We start from the raw sequence: 20973 nt of genomic DNA, 5'->3' as shown, positions 1-20973 counted from the left end.
CTTTGAATGAACGCTGTTGCCAAGACCTTCTCCACCGAAGGCGATTACAAGATTGCCGATATCTCCCTGGCCGATTGGGGCCGCAAGGAGCTGGACATCGCCGAGCATGAAATGCCGGGCCTGATGTCGATCCGTCGCAAGCACGCCGCCACCCTGCCGCTGAAGGGCGTGCGCGTGACCGGCTCGCTGCACATGACCATCCAGACCGCGGTGCTGATCGAGACCCTGAAGGACATCGGCGCGGACGTGCGCTGGGCCTCGTGCAACATCTTCTCGACCCAGGACCACGCGGCGGCGGCGATTGCCAAGTCGGGCACCCCGGTGTTCGCCTGGAAGGGCGAGTCGCTGGAGGAATACTGGGACTGCACCCTGGACGCACTGACCTTCACCCTGCCCGACGGCACCCTGACCGGCCCGGAGCTGGTGGTGGACGATGGCGGTGACGTGACCCTGCTGATCCACAAGGGCTATGAGCTCGAAAACGGCAGCGACTGGGTCAACGAGAAGGCCGCCTCGCACGAAGAGCAGGTCATCAAGAACCTGCTCAAGCGCGTCGCCAAGGAGCGCCCGGGTTACTGGGCCCGCGTGGTCAAGGACTGGAAGGGTGTCTCCGAAGAGACCACCACCGGCGTGCACCGCCTGTACCAGCTGGCCCAGGCCGGCACGCTGCTGATCCCGGCGATCAACGTCAACGACTCGGTCACCAAGAGCAAGTTCGACAACCTCTACGGCTGCCGCGAGTCGCTGGCCGATGGCCTCAAGCGCGCGATGGACGTGATGCTGGCCGGCAAGGTTGCCGTGGTCTGCGGCTACGGTGACGTGGGCAAGGGCTGCGCCGCGTCGCTGCGTGCCTACGGCGCGCGCGTCGTGGTCACCGAGATCGATCCGATCTGCGCCCTGCAGGCGGCGATGGAAGGCTTCGAGGTCAACACCCTGGAATCCACCCTGGGCCGTGGCGACATCTACGTCACCACCACCGGCAACAAGGACATCATCCGCATCGAGCACCTGAGCGCGATGAAGGACCAGGCCATCGTCTGCAACATCGGCCACTTCGACAACGAGATCCAGGTCGATGCGCTGAACGCGCTGGCCGGCGTGCAGAAGATCAACATCAAGCCGCAGGTCGACAAGTACATCTTCGACAACGGCAATGCGATCTTCCTGCTGGCCGACGGCCGTCTGGTCAACCTGGGCTGCGCGACCGGCCACCCGAGCTTCGTGATGTCCAACTCGTTCGCCAACCAGACGCTCGCGCAGATCGACCTGTGGGCGAACAAGGACAGCTACGAGAAGAAGGTATACCTGCTGCCGAAGAAGCTGGACGAAGAAGTGGCGCGCCTGCATCTGGAAAAGATCGGCGTGAAGCTGACCACCCTGAGCCAGGAGCAGGCCGATTACATCGGCGTGCCGGTGGAAGGTCCGTTCAAGCCGGAGCATTACCGCTACTGATCGGCGTGCCGGTCCAGCTGCGTTGAAACAGACGGGCGCCGAAAGGCGCCCGTTTTCGTTGGATCGCGGCAGGTACCGACCGTTGGTCGGCACGGCTGTTCCGGCAGGTACCGACCGTTGGTCGGTACGGCGGTTCCGGTAGCCTCGGTCAAGCCAACACCCCGCGCACCACGCTACGATGCCGCCATGACGCCCGCCATCAACCTGCTGAAGCAATCCGGCATCGCGCACACCGTGCTGTCCTATCACCATGACGCCGCCGCCGACTCCTACGGTGGCGAGGCAGTGCTGCAGCTCGGCCTGGATCCAGCGCAGGTATTCAAGACGCTGCTGGCCAGTACAGAGAAGCACGAGCTGCTGGTGGCGATCGTGCCGGTGAGCGGCACCCTTGACCTGAAGGCGCTCGCCGAAACAGCCGGCTGCAGGAAGTGCGAGATGGCACAGGTCGAGCAGGCACAGCGCGCCACCGGTTACCTGGTCGGCGGGATCAGCCCGCTGGGGCAAAAGAAAAAGCACCGCACCTTCCTCGATGCCAGCGCGCAGGCGCTACCGACGCTGCATGTCAGCGCCGGCCGGCGCGGGCTGGAGGTGGCGCTGGCACCGGCCGATCTGCTGCAGCTCACCGGCGGCAGCTACGCGAGCATCGGCAAACCGCGTTGACCGGTAGTGCCGGCCGCTGGCCGGCTCCCCGTGACGCTTGCCTCATGCGTCAGACAGACTGAGGAGCCGGCCAGCGGCCGGCACTACCCGTCGTCTTCGATCAACGTGCCATCGCTGCGGCTCCAGCGCCTCAGGGCCGCCAGTTGGCGTTGCGGTCCCAGAACGTCACGGCGCGCTGATACGCCTCGCGATCCAGCGGCACGCCCGAGCCACCCTCTTCCACGCCCAATGCGTTGCGCATCATGGTGATCGGGGCCATCGGCACTTCCTCCGGTTCGGCGGTGTAGATGCAGCCGACGATGCCCCACTCCGCATCGATGGGTGAGCCCTCTTTGGCCAACTGCTCGGCGCTGTACAGGATCACCACCAGGTAGTTCGCGCGCGGCGATTCCACGCCTTCGAACCAGCGCACCAGCACCGGCAGTTCCTCGCGGTTGCGCGCCTCGTAGCCACTGCGCAGCTGGTGGCGGTTGCCCTCGGTGATCGGCACGGTCAGGCAGCGCGTGGAGGTCCAGTTCTCGTACACATGCAGTTTGCAGAAGGGCGCGTAGCCATCGAGCACCTTGAACGGCGCATGCGTGTTGAGGCGCTGTTCGAACTGCTCGGCGGTGCAGTCCTGGATGGTGTTGCCGCGTGGGACGCGCGGGAACAGGCGGGGACGGGCGAACGCAGTGAGAACGATGGACATGGGCACAATCAGGCGGTGGATATCCCCACAGGGTAACGCGTGCGGCGCGTGCCCTACAGCGCCAGCCGCTCACGCAGCTCGCGGGCCTGCCGCCGCGACACCTCCACCTGGCTGCCATCATCCAGGGTCAGGTCGTAGCCATCGCCGAGGGACGGTTCGATCGCACGCACACGTCGCAGATTGACCAGGGTGTTGCGGTTGGCGCGGAAGAACAGCGCCGGCGACAGCCGTGCCTCCAGCGTGCTGAGGCTGCGTGCCAGCACCGCGTTCTGGTCGCGGAACCACAGCCGCGCGTAGTTGCCGTCAACCACGACCTTGCGGATCTCCCCGAGCGCCACGAACCAGCAGCGCTCCCCATCGCGCAGGAACACCTGATCCTCGGCACCCAGCGCATCGCGCACGCTGTCCGCCGCAGTGGGGGCGGCCGGTGCCGAGAGGCGCTCCCGGCCGCGTTCCAGCGCCGCCTGCAGGCGGCCTGCCTCCACCGGCTTGACCAGGTAGTCGAGCGCGTTGGTTTCGAAGGCGCGCACCGCGTACTGGTCGTAAGCGGTGACGAACACCACCATCGGCACCGTCTCCAGTCCGTCGAGCACATCGAAGCCCTCGCCCGAGGGCATCTGCACATCGAGCAACACCAGATCGGGCTGCTCGCGCAGGATCGCCTCGCGGGCCGCGGGCACGTCGTCGGCCTCGCCGACACACACCACCCACGGGATCGCCGCCAGCAGGGTACGCAGCTCGCGGCGCGCCAGTCGCGCATCGTCCACGATCAACACCCGCAGTAAGGCGCTCATTGCTGCACCTCCAGGCGGGCCAGCATGCGCTCACCCTGTCGCTCCAGCAGGAACGTGCCCCGGCTGGATGAAGAGGGCGCCGCGTCGATGCCCAGCTGCGCGCGCAGATAGGCCAGCCCGATGCCGTGGCCTTCGCTGCTGGCGTCGTGCGCGGCGGGATTGTCCACCGCCACCCGCAGCCGGCCACCATCGAGGCGCACGCGGATCGTCAGCTCACCGCCGCCGGGATGGACGGCGATGCCGTGCTTGATCGCATTCTCCACCAGCAGCTGCAGCGCCATCGGCGGCAGCCGTGCGGACAGCGCGGCCGGCTCAATGTCGGTGTGAACGCGCAAGCGGTCCTCGTAGTGGATCGCCTCCACCGCCAGGTAGTCCTGTACCACGCGCCACTCCTCGGCCAAAGTGACCCAGCCCCCGTCGGTATGCACCAGGGCGTGCCGCAGCGTGCTGGAGAGATGGGTGACCATGTCGCGTGCACGCACCGGGTCTTCATTGATCAGGGCCCGCAGGTTGTTGAGCGCATTGAACACGAAGTGGGGATTGAGCCGCGCACGCAGCGCCTGGTGCTCCAGCGTCGCCCGCTGCGCTTCGGCGCGCAGCTGCGCCATCTCGCTGCGCCGGGCACGCTGAAGCGCGCGGCGGCCGGTCCACAGTGCGCACCACACGCTCAGAACGATGGCGGTATTGAACCAGTAGCCGAACACAGCGGCCGGGCGATAGTTCGCACGCTGTCCCGGCAGCTGCACCCAGTCCCAGGCCAACGCGGGCAACAGCGCGGCGGCGGTGACCACCTGGGCGGCCGCCGCCACGATCACCACCGCGAGCAGCAGCCGCCACGTCAATCCAAGCAGATCGCGCTGCAACCAGTCATGCCGCAGCGCATAGCTGCGGATGAACGCGCTGCCCACCCAGAGGGAAAGCGACACCATCAGCGAGATCAGGACGATGCCGGACCAGTGCCCGCCGTAGGTGAACCCGAGCAGCAGGCTCACGCCAAGGTAGGCCAACCAGACCACGCTGTTGCGCCACCAGAAACCGGTATCGCGTGCTGTCCGCTTCTCGCTCATCGTCTCCACGCCGGCCTCGATCAGGGCGCTGCAGGCAGATCAAGGAAGCCCCGGATCTGCGTCTGCAGCCAGCGCGGATCATCCCACATCAGGAAGTGGTAGCCGGCGCGGCTCATCTCGATCCGCACGCCGGGCAGCGCGGCGTACTGGGTGGCGAATACCTGCCGCGTACTGGCTTCGGTCGCACCGAACGGCTGATAGGCCGCCCACGCGCCCAGCACCAGCACCGGGGCCGTGATGCCGGCGATCGGCTGGCGCAGGTCGGTCATCGTCATCGAGTACATCGCGTTGGCGGTGGTGGCGCGGTCACTGTCGCGTCCCCACAGCTTCAAGGTCGCAACCTGCTCGGGGGCGTGCGCCATGTTGGCAACGGCGGCGTCGGTCTGCGCCGCGTACTGCGTGGCGTCGGCGGCAAGCATCCCGGCCCGCATCTGCTCGGCCATCGGCTTGAGCGTGGCCGGCGTCGCGGTCGGATTCTGGACCGCGCCGAAATACGGCAGGGCATCGACGATCACCAGTGGCCCGATCTTCTGCGGCGCCGCGATCGCCATCTGCAGCGCCAGCACACCACCGAGGCTGTGGCCGATCACGGCCGGATGATCGAGCTTGCGGTCCGCGCTGTAGGCCAGCAGGCGGTCACGCATGGCGCTCAGAAAGTCATCGCTGGCCACCGCAGGCGCACCAGCAAAGCCGGGCAGCTGTATCAAGTGGCATTGCACCTGTGGCTGCAGCGCGGCGCAGGTCTCACGCCAGACCTGCGCACCGCTGTTGAGGCCCGGGATCATCAGCACCGGCCGGCCGCTGCCGATCACCTCGACCTGCAGATCCTGGAAATGCTCGGTGGCGGCATGCGCGGGACTGACCAAGGTGGCCCATGCGGTCAGCGCGAGCGCGGCCAACGGGGCGATGGAGTAGAGGCGGCGGGGACGGACGGTCGACATGGCAGGCTCCTGCTGGGTGAGCATGAAGACTGCCGCGGGACGTCGCCGCCGGGGCGATTACATGAGCAGCGGCGGCAGACAGACGATGAGCGGTCGGCAGTGGCGGATGAACATCCCCGCCTCAGCGATCCGGCGCACCCACGATCGCCTGCAACGCTTCAGGCAGCGACGGATACTGGAAGACAAACCCCTCCGCCAACGCGTGCGCCGGCTGCACGTTCTGCCCGGTCAGCAGCAGCCCGCTCATTTCCCCGAAGCCCAGTTTCAACGCGAATGCCGGGGTGGTCAGTCGTGCCGGACGGTGCAGCACCTCGCCCAGCGTGGTGGCGAAGGTCCGGTTGGTGACCGTGCCGGGCGCGGTGCCGTTGTAGGCGCCGCGTGCCCGGTCGGTGGTGAGCAGCCACAGGATCATCCCGACCAGGTCCTCGCGATGGATCCAGCTCATCCACTGCCGCCCATCGCCCATCGGCCCGCCGAGCCCCATCCGGAACGGTGGCAGCATCTTCTGCAGTGCGCCGCCCTCACGTTCGAGCACGATGCCGGTCCGCAGCACGCAGGTGCGCACGCCGAGGTCCTCGGCCTTGAACGCCTCGGCCTCCCACTGCCGGCACAGCATCGCGGCGAAGTCGTGCCCCGGCGCGGCGGTCTCATCCAGCGGTGCGCTGTCGCGGGGGCCGTACCAGCCGATCGCCGAGCCGGACACCAGCACCTTCGGCCGTTCGGGCAGCGCGGCCATCCAGGCCAGCAGCGCCTGCGTCGTGCCGATCCGGGAATCGCGCAACGCCTGCTTGCGTTCATCACTCCAGCGGCCGTCCATCAACGGCTCGCCCGCCAGGTTGACCACCGCCTGGACCGGACCGACCTCCGCCAGCGCTGCAACGCTGCGCACGCCCTTCTGCGGGTTCCGGCCAGGCCGCCGGGTGAGGACGATGGGGTCATGGCCCTCGGCCAGCAGGCGCGCGCACAGGCGGCTGCCGATGAAGCCGGTGCCACCGGTCACGAGAATCTGCATGGCGATTGCTCCGGAAGATCAGCGCTCACTGTACCCGGCCCGGCGTGCACGGCACATCGAAGCACTTCACATTCATCGCGATGAAGAGATATGATTGAGCCACACCCGTCGACGCACCCCCGCCATGACCGCCATCAGCTTCGAGTTCTATCCGCCCAAGACCGACGAGCAGCGCGCCCAGCTGGACCGGACCGCGGCCAAGCTCAAGGTGTTCGCGCCGGAATACGTGTCGTGTACGTTCGGTGCCGGCGGCTCAACCCTCAGCTATACCTCCGAAACCGTGCGCCACCTCAAGCAGCACCATGGTTTCGAAGCCGCCCCGCACCTGTCCTGCGTCGGGGGCAGCCGCGAGGAAATCCGCGAACTGCTCAAGCTGTACCGCGCGATCGGCTGCCGCCGCATCGTCGCCCTGCGCGGCGACCTGCCCTCGGGCATGGGCCACCCCGGCGACCTGCGGTATGCCTCCGAACTGATCAGCTTCATCCGCGCCGAGCATGGCGATGCGTTCCGCATCGAAGTGGGCGCGTATCCGGAGACCCACCCGCAGGCCAACGACGCGCTGCTGGACCTGAAGCACTTCAAGACCAAGATCGACGCCGGTGCCGATGCCGCGATCACCCAGTACTTCTTCAACGCCGATGCCTACTTCCACTTCGTCGATGCGGTGCGCAAGCTGGGGGTCACCGTACCGATCGTGCCGGGCATCATGCCGATCTCGAATTTCAGCCAGCTGCGCCGCTTCTCCGAGCAGTGCGGTGCCGAGATTCCGCGCTGGATCGGCAAGCGCATGCAGGCCTACGGCGACGATGCCGACTCGGTCCGCGCGTTCGGTGCGGAGGTCGTCGCCAGCCTGTGCGAACGCCTGGTCGTTGGCGGTGCGCCGGGCCTGCACTTCTACACGCTCAACCTGGCCAAGCCGACCACCCAGGTCCTGAAACTGCTGCGCGGCTGAGGCCGCCACGCATCGCTTGCAGATAACACCCGCGCCGCTACGCTGCTGCGATGAAACCGCTCGTGTGGCTCCTGCTGTGTGCACTGTGCCTGCCCTCGCCGCCTGCCCTGGCGCAGGCGCCGCAGCGCGTGAACCGCTGCACCAACGCGCAGGGCGAAACCGTCTTCACCGACCGCCGCTGCGATGCACTGGGTGCCACCTCACGACTCCCGCCGCGCACCGCGAGCGTCGGCAACACCGGCATCTACCGCGCCGGCTGCGCGCGCCGGCTCAGTGAACTGACCGGGCAGATCCGCGACGCGGTCAGCGCGCAGGACGTGAACCGGCTGTCCTCGATCTACCTGTGGAGCAACGTCTCCAACGCCACGGCGAACCAGATCATCGGTCGTCTGGAATCGGTGGTGCGACGCCCGCTGATCGACATCGCGCCGGTCTACCCGGACAGCACGCCAGTGTGGGTGGACCCGACACTCGCCGCTGCGGGCGCTGTGGAGGCCCCCTCGCGGCCCCGCCCGGTCGGCCTGCGCATCGAACAGACCCTCGGCAGCACCGCCACCCCGGCCAGGACCGTATTCGGCCTGCGCCGTCAGTACGGCTGCTTCTGGATCACGCTGTAGCCGGCCACAGCGATCGGATCGCCGCAATGCCCTGCGCCCCGTGGCGGCGCGCCTCCTCGATATCACCGGGGGTCATCCCGCCGAGCGCATACAGCGGCAACGACACCTGCTCGCGCAGCGCCTCGAACGCCGCCCAGCCCAGCGGCGCCGCCCCCGGATGGCTGGCCGTCGCCTGCACCGGCCCCAGCACCGCGAAGTCGCAGCCCAATCGCTGCGCCGCCTGCAGCTGCGCCAGATCGTGGCAGGACGCGGCCACCAGCTGACCCACCGGCAGCGGCCGCGCGTCCAGCGCCAGCAGCTGCTCACTGCCCAGGTGCACCCCGACCCCCAACCGACCGGCCAGGTCGATATCCCGGTTGACCAGCCACTGCGTGCGCGGCCCATGCTGCTGGATCACCCGCTCGGCCAAGGCCACCCGTGCCGGACTGGACGGCGTACGCAGCTGCACCCGGCGCACCCCGCTTTCCAGCGCCTGCGCCAGCCGCCCCAGCCAGGCCTGGTGGAGGCTGTCCTCCTCCCCCTCCGGCTCCGGCGTGATCAGATACCGGTCCGGCTGCCGCAACGCCGCCACCACCGGCAGATCCGCCGGCGGCATCGAATACCGGTGCAGCTTGTCCGGCGCCACCCAGGTGATCGCCTGTCCCTCGCGGCCCCGCGGCGAGCCCTTCCAGCTCTGGATCCGGCGCACCTCGAGACGGAGCCGCTTGTCCGGGTAGATCTGCGGGACATCCATGATCCACTCACCGATCTCCGCCTCGATCCCCAGCTCCTCGCGCAGCTCCCGCACCAGCGCCTCCTCGGAGGTCTCGCCGGGCTCCCGCTTGCCACCCGGGAACTCCCACAGGCCGGCCATATCGCGGTTCTCGGTACGACGGTTGAGCAGGATGCGGCCGCGGGCGTCGGTGATGACGCCGGCCACGACATGGATCGAACGAAGGGGAGATGACATACCCCGAGGATGCCCAAACCGGGGCCCGTGACGCAATGCCCCTGCGGGTAGTTGTGGGGGCTCGTTGTGGCTCGTGGTGGCGTCTCCGCTCGGAGCTGCCGCGCGCGTAAGGGCCCCGCAGCGACCGCCGTGCCTGGAAGGGTCAACGCGCACCACATACCTGCCACGCGGATGGAAGAAGAACCAAAAAAAAGCCCCGCACAAGGCGGGGCTTCTTCGGCACGTCCAATCAGCCGATCAACTCAGCTGACCATGGCAGTGCTTGTACTTCTTGCCGCTGCCGCACGGGCACGGATCATTGCGGCCGACCTTCGGCTCATCGCGGGTGACCTGCGGCACGCCGTTCTGCGCCGCCTCCACCTGCGCGGCCTCTTCGTCCGCACCGTAACCGCCCGCGTCCTGATGCTGGAACTGCGACTGCAGCAGACGGGCCTCCGCCTGCTGGCGCTCGGCCTGCTCCAGTGCCGCCACTTCCTCTTCGCTGCGGATACGCACGCGCGCCAGCAACGTCACCACTTCGCGCTTCACGTTCTCCAGCATCTCCGAGAACAGTTCGAAGGCTTCCTTCTTGTATTCCTGCTTCGGCTGCTTCTGCGCATAACCGCGCAGGTAGATGCCCTGGCGCAGGTAGTCCATGCGCGCCAGATGCTCCTTCCAGCTCTGGTCCAGCACGGTCAGCATCACGTGCTTCTCCAGCGCGCGCATGGTCTCGTCACCCACGCCGGCTTCCTTCGCCGCGAAGTGCTCGTCGACCTTGGCCTGCACCTTCTCGGCGATGCCCTCGGCATCCAGCTCTTCGTGTGCCTTGACCAGGTCGGTCAGCGACATGTCGATGCCGAAGTCCGACGCCAGCGTTGCTTCCAGACCCTGCAGGTCCCACTGCTCGTCGATCGAGTTCGGCGGCACGAAGCGCGCCACCACATCGAAGATCACATCGCCACGGATGCCATCCACGTTGTCCTTCACCGACTCCGCATCCAGCAGCTCATCGCGCTGGCTGTAGATCACCTTGCGCTGATCGTTGTTGACGTCGTCGAAGTCCAGCAGGTTCTTGCGGATATCGAAGTTGTGCGCTTCGACCTTGCGCTGCGCCTTTTCGATCTGGCGGCTGACCAGGCGATCCTCGATGACGTCGTCTTCCTTCATGCCCATCATGCGCATCGCCTTCTGGACCCAGTCCGAGGCGAAGATGCGCATCAGGTTGTCTTCCAGCGACAGGTAGAAGCGGGACGAACCCGGATCGCCCTGGCGGCCCGAACGGCCACGCAGCTGGTTATCGATACGGCGCGACTCATGGCGCTCGGTGCCGACGATGTGCAGGCCACCGGCCGCCTTAACCGCATCGTGACGGACCTGCCACTCGGCCTTGACCTGGGCGCGCTGTTCCGGCGTCGCCTCTTCGCCCAGCTCATGCAGCTGCGCTTCCAGCGAACCGCCCAGCACGATGTCGGTACCACGGCCGGCCATGTTGGTGGCGATGGTCACCGCGCCCGGCATGCCGGCGTTGGCGATGATCGTCGCTTCGCGGTCATGCTGCTTGGCGTTGAGCACTTCGTGGTGCACACCGGCCTTGCGCAGATGCTCGGAGAGCATCTCCGAGGTTTCGATCGAGGTGGTACCCACCAGCACCGGCTGGCCGCGCTCGTTGCAGGCCCGGATATCGGCCAGCACCGCGTTGAACTTGCCGTTGCGGTTGAGGAACACCTGGTCCGAACCGTCCTTGCGGATGGTCGGGCGGTTGGTCGGGATCACCACCACTTCCAGGTTGTAGATGCTCTGGAATTCGTAGGCTTCCGTATCGGCCGTACCGGTCATGCCGGACAGCTTCTTGTACATGCGGAACAGGTTCTGGAAGGTGATGCTCGCCAGGGTCTGGTTCTCGCGCTGGACCGGCACGCCTTCCTTCGCTTCCACCGCCTGGTGCAGGCCATCGGACCAGCGGCGGCCGGCCAGGGTACGGCCGGTGAATTCATCCACGATCACCACTTCACCATCGCGCACGATGTAATCCACGTCGCGCTGATAGATCGCATGCGCACGCAGCGCCGCGTTGAGGTGGTGCACCACGGTCAGGTTCTGCGCGGCGTAGAGGCCTTCGGTCTCGGCATTGAGGATGCCGGCTTCGACCAGCAGTGCCTCGGCATGCTCCATGCCCGCTTCGGACAGATGGACCTGCTTGCCCTTCTCATCTACCCAGAAATCGCCCTCGCCCTCCTCGGCCTCCTGCTTGATCAGGTGCGGGACGACGCGGTTGACACGGATGTACAGCTCCGGGGAATCATCGGCCGGGCCGGAAATGATCAGCGGGGTGCGGGCTTCATCGATCAGGATCGAGTCGACTTCATCGACGATCGCGTAATGCAGGCCGCGCTGGTAGCGGTCCGCACGGGACAGCGCCATGTTGTCGCGCAGGTAATCGAAGCCGAATTCGTTGTTGGTGCCGTAGGTGATGTCGCTGGCATACGCCTCGCGCTTGTCGCCGTGCGGCATGCCCGGGTAGACCACGCCCACGCTCATGCCCAGCCAGTTGTAGAGCTTGCCCATCTGCGCCGAGTCACGGCGGGCCAGGTAGTCGTTCACGGTGACCACGTGGACGCCCTTGCCTTCCAGCGCGTTCAGATACACCGGCAGCGTGGCGACCAGGGTCTTGCCTTCACCGGTGCGCATTTCGGCGATCTTGCCCAGGTGCAGGACCATGCCGCCGATCAGCTGCACATCGTAATGGCGCATGCCCAGCACACGGCGGCTGGCTTCACGGCAGACCGCGAACGCTTCGGGAAGCACCTTGTCCAGGGCCTCACCGTCAGCGATGCGCTGCTTGAACTCCGGGGTCTTGGCCTTGAGCTGCTCGTCGGAGAGCTTTTCGATTTCCGGCTCCAACGCATTGATCTTGGCGACGATGCGGTTGAGCTGGCGCAGCTGTCGTTCATTACGACTGCCGAAGACGCGGGTAAGCAGGCTGTTGATCATTGAAGGAACCGGTTGGAATGAGACGCCCCAACGGCGGCGCTCTCCCCAGGGGATGCGCACGCCGCAAACGAAACAGGGCGCACTGCGCCCTGTCTATGGCAACACCCATTGTAGCTTGGGACGGGGGTCCGGCGTTTCAAGCACCCCCGTTCAAGTTCATTACCGTGATCAGCCCCGCGAAACGCGGCCGACCGGGGTGTTGCCGCCATCACCGAGGAACTTGCGCGGATTGACCACCTGGCCGCGCTCCCACACCTCGAAGTGCACGTGGGCACCGGTGGAACGGCCCGTGGAACCGGCCTTGGCCACTTCCTGGCCGGCCCGGACCAGATCGCCCGGCTTCACCACCAGGCGCGAATTATGCGCATAGCGGGTCACATAGCCGTTGCCATGGTCCACATCGACCACGTTGCCGTAGCCGCCCTTCACACCGGCAAAGCTGACCACGCCGTCGGCCACCGACATCACCGGGTCACCGACCTTGGCGTGGAAATCCATGCCCTTGTGGGTGGCCGCACCACGACCGAACGGATCGCTGCGGGTGCCGAAGTTGGAGGTGATGTAGGTATTGCGGATCGGCATGCGCGAGGGCACCGCGTTCTGTTCGAGCTGGTGGTCGAACATCAGCGATTCCATCACCGACAGCTGGCGGCCTGAAGCAGCAAAGCGCTGCTCCAGCACCTGTAAGTCGGCGTTGACCGCGCTGACCGGGATGTCCTGGGTCGGGCCGGGCTCACCTTCACCGAGGCCGGGGGTCTCGTTGAAGTCGAATTCGCCGTCTTCCAGTTTGCCCATCTGGGTGAGGCGTTCGCCCAGGGCATTGAGACGGGTGGCCTGCGCCTGCAGCTCGCCCATCCGCGCAGCCAGCGCGTTGACCTGGGTCTGAGCGTCCTTCTGGGCCTGCGCCAGCTCGCGTTCCTGCTGTGCGACCTTGGCGTGGAGCCGGGAATCGTTGAACATGCTGCCACCGATACCGGCACCGAAGCCGATCAGGCAGCCCACCCCCAGCACACCGCCCAGCAGGGCCCGGGGGGAATCTTCGAAGTAGAAACGCAAACGCGCCAGCGGCGTCTTGGCCTGTCCTTCACGCGTTTTGATTACGATCTTTTTGAATGCCATCAGTGAGTTTTCATGTCTGAGCCGAAATCCAGTGCCCGTTCCCCATCCACGCCGAAGCCGGCGCTGGATGCGGTCATGGCGGACAAAGCCGGTAACCCGCTGCGTCGTGCCTTGTGGCTCGACGCGCTGGACCGTCAATTGCGCCCCCATTTGCCGCCTGCACTGGCCACCCGTTGCCGGCTGGCGAATGTAAACGGCGAGCACCTCGTTTTTCTCGTCGAATCTCCCGTGTGGCATGCCAAGGTCCGGCTTGCCGAAGCACAGTTGATCGACGCGGCCCGGTCCATCGGGCTGAAGGTCACCAAGGTGACCGTCAAAACAGCATCTGCCCCTCCCCCACGCCCCCCAGCGGTCGACAACAGGAATGGCCCCCACGCTGTTTCAGCCGCCACGCACAAAGGGCTACGCGACGCGTTGGCTTGTCTGCGCGATGTGGATTCCTCCAAATCGTGAAGCCATCGGGGCATCCCGCCCCTTCCCGGCCGCGTCACGATCACGTGAACTTTGGCTGGGAGCCGGTCTGCACTGTAGCGGCGTCAGTGCCGCCAGTCGTTAGTGTTTTATTAAATTAACGTTAAATTCGGCAGAAACCTTGATGAGGTTCACAAATCTGTGCGCTGTGCACCCCTACGGTTCATTGACGTCAAGATCACGCCGCCTTCCATCGGCCTGGACCGCAGGAAACAGAAACGGCGCCCCAGGCGCCGTTCTATTTCGTTTCATATCAATGACTTACATGATGACGGCTCAGGCGTACGCCGGCAGCCCGTAAACCACCGGCGCCGTGGCGGCAGGCGAGTCGTAGCTGACCCACTCCCATGCCGTGGCATCGGCCAGCAACGCGCGCACCAGCTTGTTGTTGAGCGCGTGGCCCGACTTGAAGCCTTCGTACGCGCCCAGCACCTGGCCGCCGGCCAGATACAGATCGCCGATCGCGTCGAGGATCTTGTGGCGCACGAACTCATCGGCGTAGCGCAGGCCGTCGTCGTTGAGCACGCGGAACTCGTCGAGCACGATGGCGTTGTCCATCGAACCGCCCAGACCCAGGTTGCGCTCGCGCATGTACTCCAGATCCCGCATGAAGCCGAAGGTCCGGGCGCGCGAGATTTCCTTGGTGTAGGCCAGGGTCGAGAAGTCGATTTCCGCCCGCGACTGCTTGGCCGGGATCATCGGGTGGTTGAACTGGATGGTGAAACCGAGCTTGTAGCCTTCGTACGGCTCGAAGCGGGCGACCTTGTCGCCCTCGGTGACTTCCACCGTCTTGAGAATGCGGATGAAGCGTTTCGGCGCGTCCTGCTCGGCGATGCCCGCCGACTGCAGCAGGAAGACGAACGGGCCGGAGGAACCATCCATGATCGGCAGCTCGGCCGAGGACAGTTCCACGATGATGTTGTCCACACCCAGGCCGGCCAGGGCCGACATCAGGTGTTCGACGGTCTGGATCTTGGCCTCGTGATAGGTCAGGCCGGTGCACAGCGTGACTTCGGTGACCAGGTCCGCACGCGCGGGCACTTCCACCACCGGGTCCATATCGACGCGACGGAAGACGATGCCGTGATTGACCGGGGCCGGGCGCAGGGTCATGTAGACCTTGTCACCACTGTGAAGGCCAACGCCGGTGGCGCGGATCGTGTTCTTGAGGGTGCGTTGCGGAATCATCGGGGGGCAGGACCAGAAAGCGCGCGGTCAGCGCGGCTGTGACAAACAAGAATAACACGCACTACCGCTGTCCCTTCCGTGAACCGTGGTGCGTCGACAGCACTGCCCGGACGTGCGCGATGCACGACGGCGGTCAGACTGCCGGGCCGATCCTGGCCCGGCAGCATGGGACATGGAGGTGCTTACCGGGGAGGACAAGGCCCCGGCACGCAGTACTCAGTCCGCCTGGCGGCGCAGGAACGCCGGGATGTCCAGGTAATCGTTCGGCAGTTCGGCAGCAGCCGGACCCGACGCGCTCGGGGCCGACGGGGCCACGGTGTCGGCGCTCGGACGACGCAGGCCCATGCCCATGCCCATTCCGCCCACGGCCTTGGAAACCGCATCGCCGCCGTTGTCGAACTCGCCGAACTCCGGCTGGCCGGTGGTGGCGTTGCGGACCAGCTTGATCGGTGCGCGCTCGCCCGGACGCTGGGTCTTGGCGGTGACGGCACGGTTCAGGCCGGTGGCGACCACGGTCACGCGGACTTCGTCCTGCATGTCCGGATCCAGCACCGTACCCACGACCACGGTGGCATCTTCGGAGGCGAAGCCATCGATGGTGCGGCCGATCTCGTCGAACTCGGCCATCGTGAAGTCGGCGCCGGCGGTGATGTTGACCAGGATGCCGTTGGCACCGGCCAGGTTCACATCGTCCAGCAGCGGGTTCTGGATGGCGGCTTCGGCAGCGGCCTGGGCGCGGTCATCGCCACGCGCGGTGCCGGTGCCCATCATCGCCAGGCCCATTTCGGACATGACGGTGCGCACGTCGGCGAAGTCGACGTTGATCAGGCCCGGACGCACGATCAGGTCGGCGATGCCCTGCACGGCGCCCTGGAGGACGTCGTTGGCGGCACGGAAGGCCTGGATCATGGTGGCGTTGCGGCCCAGCACGGTGATCAGCTTTTCGTTCGGGATGGTGATCAGCGAGTCGCAATGCTGGCTCAGTTCCTCGATGCCCTTCAGCGCGACCTGCATGCGGCGACGGCCTTCGAACGGGAACGGCTTGGTGACCACGGCGACGGTCAGGATGCCCATCTCCTTGGCCAGCTGGGCCACGACCGGGGCTGCACCGGTGCCGGTACCGCCGCCCATGCCGGCGGTGATGAACACCATGTCCGCACCCTGCAGGGCGTCCATGATGCGCTCGCGGTCTTCCAGCGCGGCCTGGCGGCCGACTTCCGGGTTCGCGCCTGCGCCCAGGCCCTTGGTGACGTTGGTACCCAGCTGCAGCTGCAGCTTGGCACCGCAGTTCTTGATCGCCTGCGAGTCGGTGTTGGCGGTGATGAATTCCACGCCGTCCACACTGGTGCTGACCATGTGCGCCACGGCGTTACCGCCGCCGCCGCCCACGCCGATCACCTTGATCACCGCATTGGGTGCCATCTTTTCAATCAGTTCGAAATGCGCCATGTCCGTGTCCTCGTTGTATCCGCTTTCGGTGGCATGGGCGGTCAGGCCTCCTGCCTTTCGCGCGTCATGTTGCCGTTGCGGCTGTGTGGGTTGTGTGTTGCCGGTGCTGCCGTGTTGCGGTGGTGCGTTGCGTTGCAGTGGTGCGTTGCAGTGGTGCGTTGCGTTGCAGTGGTGCGGGGGTGCAGGTGATGCAGCCGACCAACGGTCGGCTCTACCGCGGGCCGCGTCAGAACTCGCCGCGGAACCAGGTTTTGAGTTTCTTGAACATGCTGCCGGCGCGGCCGGTGGGCAGCGACGGGCGACGCGGGTGTTCGATCTGGCTGCCCATCAGCAGCAGGCCCACGCCGGTGGCATGCACCGGGTTGCCCACCACTTCGCCCAGCCCGGTGACGTGCTGCGGAATGCCCACGCGCACCGGCATCTGCAGCATTTCCTCGGCCAGTTCGACCACGCCTTCCATCTTCGAGGCACCGCCGGTAAGCACCATGCCGGCGCGCACCAGCTCCTCGAAACCGGAGCGGCGCAGTTCGGCCTGCACCATCTCGAAGATCTCTTCGTAACGGCCCTGCACTGCCTGGGCGAGTGCGTGGCGTGGCATCCGGCGCGGCGGACGATCGCCGACGCTGGGTACCTGGATGCTTTCCTCGGCGGTGGCCAGCTGGGCCAGGGCGCAGGCATAGCGCACCTTGATCTGCTCGGCTTCCGGCGTCGGCGTGCGCAGCATGTGCGCGATGTCGTTGGTGACGTGGTCGCCAGCGATCGGCAGCGAGGCGGTGTGGCAGATCGCGCCCTGCACGAACACGGCCAGGTCGGTGGTGCCGGCGCCCATGTCGACCAGCACCACGCCCAGCTCGCGCTCGTCGGCGGTAAGCACCGCGACGCTGGAGGCCAGCGAAGAGAGCACCAGGTCATCGACCTGCAGGCCGCAGCGCTGCACGCACTTGGAGATGTTGGCCGCCGCCGACTGTGCACACACCACCAGGTGGGCATGCACTTCCAGGCGCACGCCGGTCATGCCGACCGGGTTGCGGATGCCTTCCTGCGAATCGTCCAGCACGTACTCGCGCGGGATCGCATGCAGGATCTTCTGGTCGGCCGGGATCGCCACCGCCTTGGCCGCATCCAGCACGCGATCCAGGTCGCCCCAGGTCACTTCGCCGTCGCGGATCGGCACGATGCCGGGCGAGTTCTTGCACTGCACGTGGTTGCCGGAGATCGAGGCATACACCGAGCGGATTTCGCACCCGGCCATCAGCTCGGCCTCTTCGACCGCACGCTGGATGGACTGCACGGTCGATTCGATATCCACCACCACGCCGCGCTTGAGACCGCGCGATTCGTGCGAGCCGATGCCGATGACCTCGATCGGATTGCCCGGCGAATACTCGCCGACCAGCGCCACCACCTTGGAGGTGCCGATATCCAGACCAACGATCAGTGATTTGTCACCCTTGCGATTCATGTCCTGTCCTGCGTCCTGTGCGCCACAGTGGCCGGCGTGGCCGGTGCGGCCGGAGCCGGGGTACCCCAGCTCAGCGTGAAACCATTGGTGTATCGGAGGTCGGCGCGCTCGATCGGCGCCGCCTGGTTGGCCAGCTGTGGCAGTACGCGCACGAACCGCTGCAGGCGCGAGCGGGCATCGTCGCGGCCCACCACCACTTCGGTGCCATTGCTCAGCACCAGCGACCAGCTGCCGCGTGCGTCCATGGTGACCCGCTTGACGTCCACCCCGGCCGGCGCGAACAGCGCGCGCGCATCGTTGTAGAGCGCCACGACTTCTTCAGTCTGGCTGTCCGGCCCGTCCAGGTCGGGCAGCTCCAGGTCCTGCAGCTTCTTCGGCGTGGCGAACAGCTTGCCCTGCTCGGAAAGCAGGCGGTCGTGGCCCCAGCGCGCGAACGGCTTGTGCTCGACCAGGGTGATTTCCAGCACGTCCGGCCACTGCTTGCGGACCTGCGCGCTTTCCACCCACGGCAGTGTTTCGATGGCGTCCTGGGCATCCTGCAGCTTGACCGCGAAGAAGCCGGACTTCGCGTACGGCAACACGACCTGCTGCAGCTGTTCGGCCGGGACCCGCTTGAACTCACCGTGCACGCGCAGCTTGGCCAACGGCCACCGCTCGGCACCGACCCAGCCGTTGAGCACCGCCACTACGGGCAGTGCCACGACCGACAGGGCCAGCAACCAGACGAAGATGCGCAGCACCGCGTTCATGCGTGGCTGTGCTCCTGTGCTGCGTGACCCGGCAGGGTCTGTTCCAGCACGCGCCAGACCAGCTCTTCAAAGCCGATCCCGGCCTGGCTGGCCGATTTGGGCACCAGCGAATGGCTGGTCATGCCCGGCGCGGTGTTCACTTCCAACAGGTAGAAGCGGCCGCTGCTGCGGTCGCGCATCACGTCCACCCGGCCCCAGCCACGGCAACCGGCGGCGCGGAACGCGGCCAGTGCGAGGCGGCGGATCTCGATTTCATCCTCGCCCTCCAGGCCCGGGCACAGGTACTGGGTATCCTCGGCGATGTACTTGGCGTTGTAGTCGTACCACTGCCCCTTGGGCACGATGCGGATCGACGGCAGCGCCTGGTCACCCAGGATCGCCACGGTCAACTCATCACCGACCACCATCTGCTCCATCAGCAGCTGGCCGTCATAGCGCACCGCCAGCGCGACCGCCTCATCCAGCCCGGCCGCTTCCACCACGCGGCTGATGCCGACGCTGGAGCCTTCGTTGGCCGGCTTGACCACCACCGGCAGGCCGAGCTCGGCCGCGGCGGCGTGGACATCGGAGGCCTGGTCCAGCGCGATGAAGCGCGGGGTCGGCAGGCCGTGCGACAGCCACACCTGCTTGGTGCGGATCTTGTCCATGCTCAACGCCGAGCCCAGCACGTCCGAGCCGGTGTAGGGCACGCCGAAGGCTTCCATCAGGCCCTGCACGATGCCGTCCTCGCCACCGCCGTTATGGCCGTGGAGGATGTTGAACACGCGGTCGAAGCGCTTCTCGACCAGCGCCAGCGCCAGGGCTGGGATGCCGTCGACCGCGATCGCATCGACGCCGCGCGCGCGCAGCGCTTCGATCACGTTGCGGCCGGAATCCAGCGAGACGTTGCGCTCGCTGGAGGTGCCACCCAGCAGCACGGCGACGCGGCCGAACATGGCCGGGTCGGTGAGGCGCAGCGGCGGGAAGGTCAGCGCGTTCATGCCGCCGGGCTCTCCTGGAAACCTTCGCCGGCGATCTGCTGGGCGATGTAGCCGATGTCGCCGGCCCCCATCATCAGCAGCAGGTCACCGTCCTGCAGCACGTCAGGCAGCACGTGCGCCAGTTCGGCGGCGTTGCCGACCACGACCGGCTCGCTGCGGCCGCGCGCACGGATGGCGCGGGCCAGCGAACGCGAATCGGCCCCCGGGATCGGCGCTTCGCCGGCCGGGTACACCTCGCTCAGCACCAGCGCATCCACTTCGGACAGCACGGCGGCAAAGGCATCGAACTGATCGCGGGTACGGCTGTAACGGTGCGGCTGGAACGCCACGACCAGGCGCTGGCTCGGCCAGCCGCCGCGGGCAGCGGCGAACACGGCGGCCAGCTCACGCGGGTGGTGGCCGTAGTCGTCGATCACGCGGACCTTGGCGCCGGTGTGCGTGGTGACGATGCCCAGGTCATTGAAGCGGCGGCCGATGCCGGCAAAGCTCTCCAGCGCACGCGCGATCGCGTCCGGGGCCACGCCCAGCTGCCAGCCCACGGCGGCGGCGGCCAGCGCGTTGAGCACGTTGTGCGCGCCCGGCAGGGCCAGCGTCACCGGGTGGCTGCTGCCTTCCGGCAGGCGCAGGGTGAAATGCATGCGCGGGCCGTCCTGGACCACGTCCTCGGCGCGCACGTCGGCGTTGCTGCTCATGCCATAGCTCATGACATGGCGCGGCGTCTGCGCAGCCAATGCGGCCACTTCCGGATCGTCGATGCACAGCACCGCCAGCCCGTAGAACGGCAGGCGCTGCAGGAACTCGGCGAACGCGGCCTGGACGCGGGCGAAATCGTTGCCGTAGTTTTCCAGGTGGTCCGAATCGATGTTGGTGATCACCGAAACCAGCGGGTTCAGGCGCAGGAAGCTGCCATCGCTCTCGTCGGCTTCGGCCACCAGCCACTGGCCACCGCCGAGCTTGGCGTTGGCACCGGCGGCGAGCAGCTGGCCGCCGATCACGAAGGTCGGGTCCAGCCCGCCTTCGCTCAGCACCGCGGCGGTCAGGCTGGTGGTGGTGGTCTTGCCGTGCGTGCCGGCCACCGCGATGCCGCGGCGGAAGCGCATCAGCTCGGCCAGCATCGCCGCGCGCGGCATGATCGGAATGCGCTGGCTGCGTGCTTCCATCAACTCCGGGTTGTCATCGCGGATCGCGCTGGAGACGACCACGCAGTCGGTACCGAGCACATTGGCGGCCGAGTGGCCGCGCATCACGCGCGCACCCAGGCCGGCCAGGCGGCGGGTCGCGGCGTTGTCGGCATTGTCCGAGCCGGACACTTCATAGCCCAGCGTCAGCATCACTTCGGCGATGCCGCTCATGCCGGTGCCGCCGATGCCGACGAAGTGCACGCGCGGGAACGCGCGTACCAGGTCGTTGGTGTCGTGGAGGCGGCGGATCATGCGCGGCCTCGCGCCAGGCT

19 protein-coding genes are annotated in these 20973 nt (G+C 66.9%); 5 read left to right on the top strand and 14 right to left on the bottom strand.

Going from position 1 to position 20973, the window contains the following annotated elements:
* Nucleotides 1-6 precede the first annotated feature (6 nt).
* Nucleotides 7-1452: an adenosylhomocysteinase gene (ahcY, locus tag ABE472_RS12000; protein WP_313210192.1), complete on the top strand. Its 1446-nt coding sequence runs from the start codon at nucleotides 7-9 to the stop codon at nucleotides 1450-1452.
* A 186-nt stretch (nucleotides 1453-1638) separates the two neighbouring features.
* Entirely contained in the window at nucleotides 1639-2112 is a 474-nt protein-coding gene (gene ybaK / locus ABE472_RS11995; protein WP_346466270.1) for a Cys-tRNA(Pro) deacylase, read from the top strand.
* A gap of 130 nt (nucleotides 2113-2242) precedes the next feature.
* Here ybaK and ABE472_RS11990 read toward each other — a convergent pair whose 3' ends face one another.
* The 5 genes from ABE472_RS11990 to ABE472_RS11970 form a co-directional block, all read right to left on the bottom strand.
* A complete protein-coding gene (locus tag ABE472_RS11990) occupies nucleotides 2243-2800 on the bottom strand; it encodes a DUF3228 family protein (protein ID WP_346466269.1) in 558 nt (185 codons plus the stop codon).
* 53 nt (nucleotides 2801-2853) lie between these two features.
* A complete protein-coding gene (locus ABE472_RS11985) occupies nucleotides 2854-3594 on the bottom strand; it encodes a LytTR family DNA-binding domain-containing protein (RefSeq protein ID WP_313210198.1) in 741 nt (246 codons plus the stop codon).
* Nucleotides 3591-4661, bottom strand: a complete 1071-nt coding sequence (locus tag ABE472_RS11980) for a histidine kinase (RefSeq protein ID WP_313210201.1) — start codon at nucleotides 4659-4661, stop codon at nucleotides 3591-3593. The genes ABE472_RS11985 and ABE472_RS11980 overlap by 4 nt, the downstream gene beginning before the upstream one ends.
* 20 nt (nucleotides 4662-4681) lie before the next feature.
* A complete protein-coding gene (locus ABE472_RS11975; RefSeq protein ID WP_346466268.1) occupies nucleotides 4682-5602 on the bottom strand; it encodes an alpha/beta hydrolase in 921 nt (306 codons plus the stop codon).
* Nucleotides 5603-5723: 121 nt separating this feature from the next.
* A complete protein-coding gene (locus ABE472_RS11970) occupies nucleotides 5724-6614 on the bottom strand; it encodes a TIGR01777 family oxidoreductase (RefSeq protein WP_346466267.1) in 891 nt (296 codons plus the stop codon).
* Nucleotides 6615-6738: 124 nt separating this feature from the next.
* On the opposite strand from ABE472_RS11970, the gene metF reads away from it, so the two are divergent.
* A complete protein-coding gene (gene metF, locus ABE472_RS11965; RefSeq protein WP_313210207.1) occupies nucleotides 6739-7566 on the top strand; it encodes a methylenetetrahydrofolate reductase [NAD(P)H] in 828 nt (275 codons plus the stop codon).
* A gap of 50 nt (nucleotides 7567-7616) precedes the next feature.
* Entirely contained in the window at nucleotides 7617-8183 is a 567-nt protein-coding gene (locus ABE472_RS11960) for a hypothetical protein (RefSeq protein WP_313210209.1), read from the top strand.
* Here ABE472_RS11960 and ABE472_RS11955 read toward each other — a convergent pair.
* The 3 genes from ABE472_RS11955 to ABE472_RS11945 all read right to left on the bottom strand — a co-directional run bounded on the left by ABE472_RS11955 (nucleotide 8173) and on the right by ABE472_RS11945 (nucleotide 13221).
* A complete protein-coding gene (locus tag ABE472_RS11955; RefSeq protein ID WP_346462846.1) occupies nucleotides 8173-9132 on the bottom strand; it encodes a Nudix family hydrolase in 960 nt (319 codons plus the stop codon). The genes ABE472_RS11960 and ABE472_RS11955 overlap by 11 nt on opposite strands.
* 237 nt (nucleotides 9133-9369) lie before the next feature.
* Nucleotides 9370-12102: a preprotein translocase subunit SecA gene (secA, locus tag ABE472_RS11950; protein ID WP_346466266.1), complete on the bottom strand. Its 2733-nt coding sequence runs from the start codon at nucleotides 12100-12102 to the stop codon at nucleotides 9370-9372.
* A 168-nt stretch (nucleotides 12103-12270) separates the two neighbouring features.
* Nucleotides 12271-13221, bottom strand: coding sequence for a M23 family metallopeptidase (locus ABE472_RS11945; RefSeq protein ID WP_319214212.1), 951 nt, complete (start codon nucleotides 13219-13221; stop codon nucleotides 12271-12273).
* Between the two features lie 12 nt (nucleotides 13222-13233).
* Between ABE472_RS11945 and ABE472_RS11940 the strand changes: the two genes are divergently transcribed.
* Nucleotides 13234-13674 carry a DUF721 domain-containing protein gene (locus ABE472_RS11940; protein ID WP_346466265.1) on the top strand — a complete coding sequence of 147 codons (441 nt, stop codon included), beginning with the start codon at nucleotides 13234-13236 and terminating at the stop codon, nucleotides 13672-13674.
* 294 nt (nucleotides 13675-13968) lie between these two features.
* Here the strand turns inward: ABE472_RS11940 and lpxC are convergent, their stop codons facing one another.
* The 6 genes from lpxC to murC all read right to left on the bottom strand — a co-directional run bounded on the left by lpxC (nucleotide 13969) and on the right by murC (nucleotide 20953).
* Complete coding sequence (gene lpxC, locus ABE472_RS11935; RefSeq protein ID WP_313210219.1) at nucleotides 13969-14880, bottom strand: UDP-3-O-acyl-N-acetylglucosamine deacetylase; 912 nt, start codon at nucleotides 14878-14880, stop codon at nucleotides 13969-13971.
* A gap of 216 nt (nucleotides 14881-15096) precedes the next feature.
* Complete coding sequence (gene ftsZ, locus ABE472_RS11930; RefSeq protein WP_019182482.1) at nucleotides 15097-16329, bottom strand: cell division protein FtsZ; 1233 nt, start codon at nucleotides 16327-16329, stop codon at nucleotides 15097-15099.
* A gap of 226 nt (nucleotides 16330-16555) precedes the next feature.
* Nucleotides 16556-17791, bottom strand: a complete 1236-nt coding sequence (gene ftsA / locus ABE472_RS11925) for a cell division protein FtsA (protein ID WP_017355446.1) — start codon at nucleotides 17789-17791, stop codon at nucleotides 16556-16558.
* Nucleotides 17788-18540 (bottom strand): cell division protein FtsQ/DivIB, encoded by a 753-nt coding sequence (locus ABE472_RS11920; protein ID WP_313210222.1) that lies wholly within the window; start codon nucleotides 18538-18540, stop codon nucleotides 17788-17790. Before ABE472_RS11920 ends, ftsA begins: the two co-directional genes overlap by 4 nt.
* Nucleotides 18537-19520 (bottom strand): D-alanine--D-alanine ligase, encoded by a 984-nt coding sequence (locus tag ABE472_RS11915; protein ID WP_313210224.1) that lies wholly within the window; start codon nucleotides 19518-19520, stop codon nucleotides 18537-18539. Before ABE472_RS11915 ends, ABE472_RS11920 begins: the two co-directional genes overlap by 4 nt.
* Nucleotides 19517-20953: a UDP-N-acetylmuramate--L-alanine ligase gene (gene murC, locus ABE472_RS11910; protein WP_346466264.1), complete on the bottom strand. Its 1437-nt coding sequence runs from the start codon at nucleotides 20951-20953 to the stop codon at nucleotides 19517-19519. The genes ABE472_RS11915 and murC overlap by 4 nt, the downstream gene beginning before the upstream one ends.
* Nucleotides 20954-20973 lie beyond the last annotated feature (20 nt).

Origin of the sequence: Stenotrophomonas sp. TWI809, from assembly GCF_039673205.1 — a bacterium.
GTDB lineage: Bacteria > Pseudomonadota > Gammaproteobacteria > Xanthomonadales > Xanthomonadaceae > Stenotrophomonas.
Note: the sequence above shows the minus strand (reverse complement) of the source record. Positions and strands in the feature narration are given on the sequence as shown.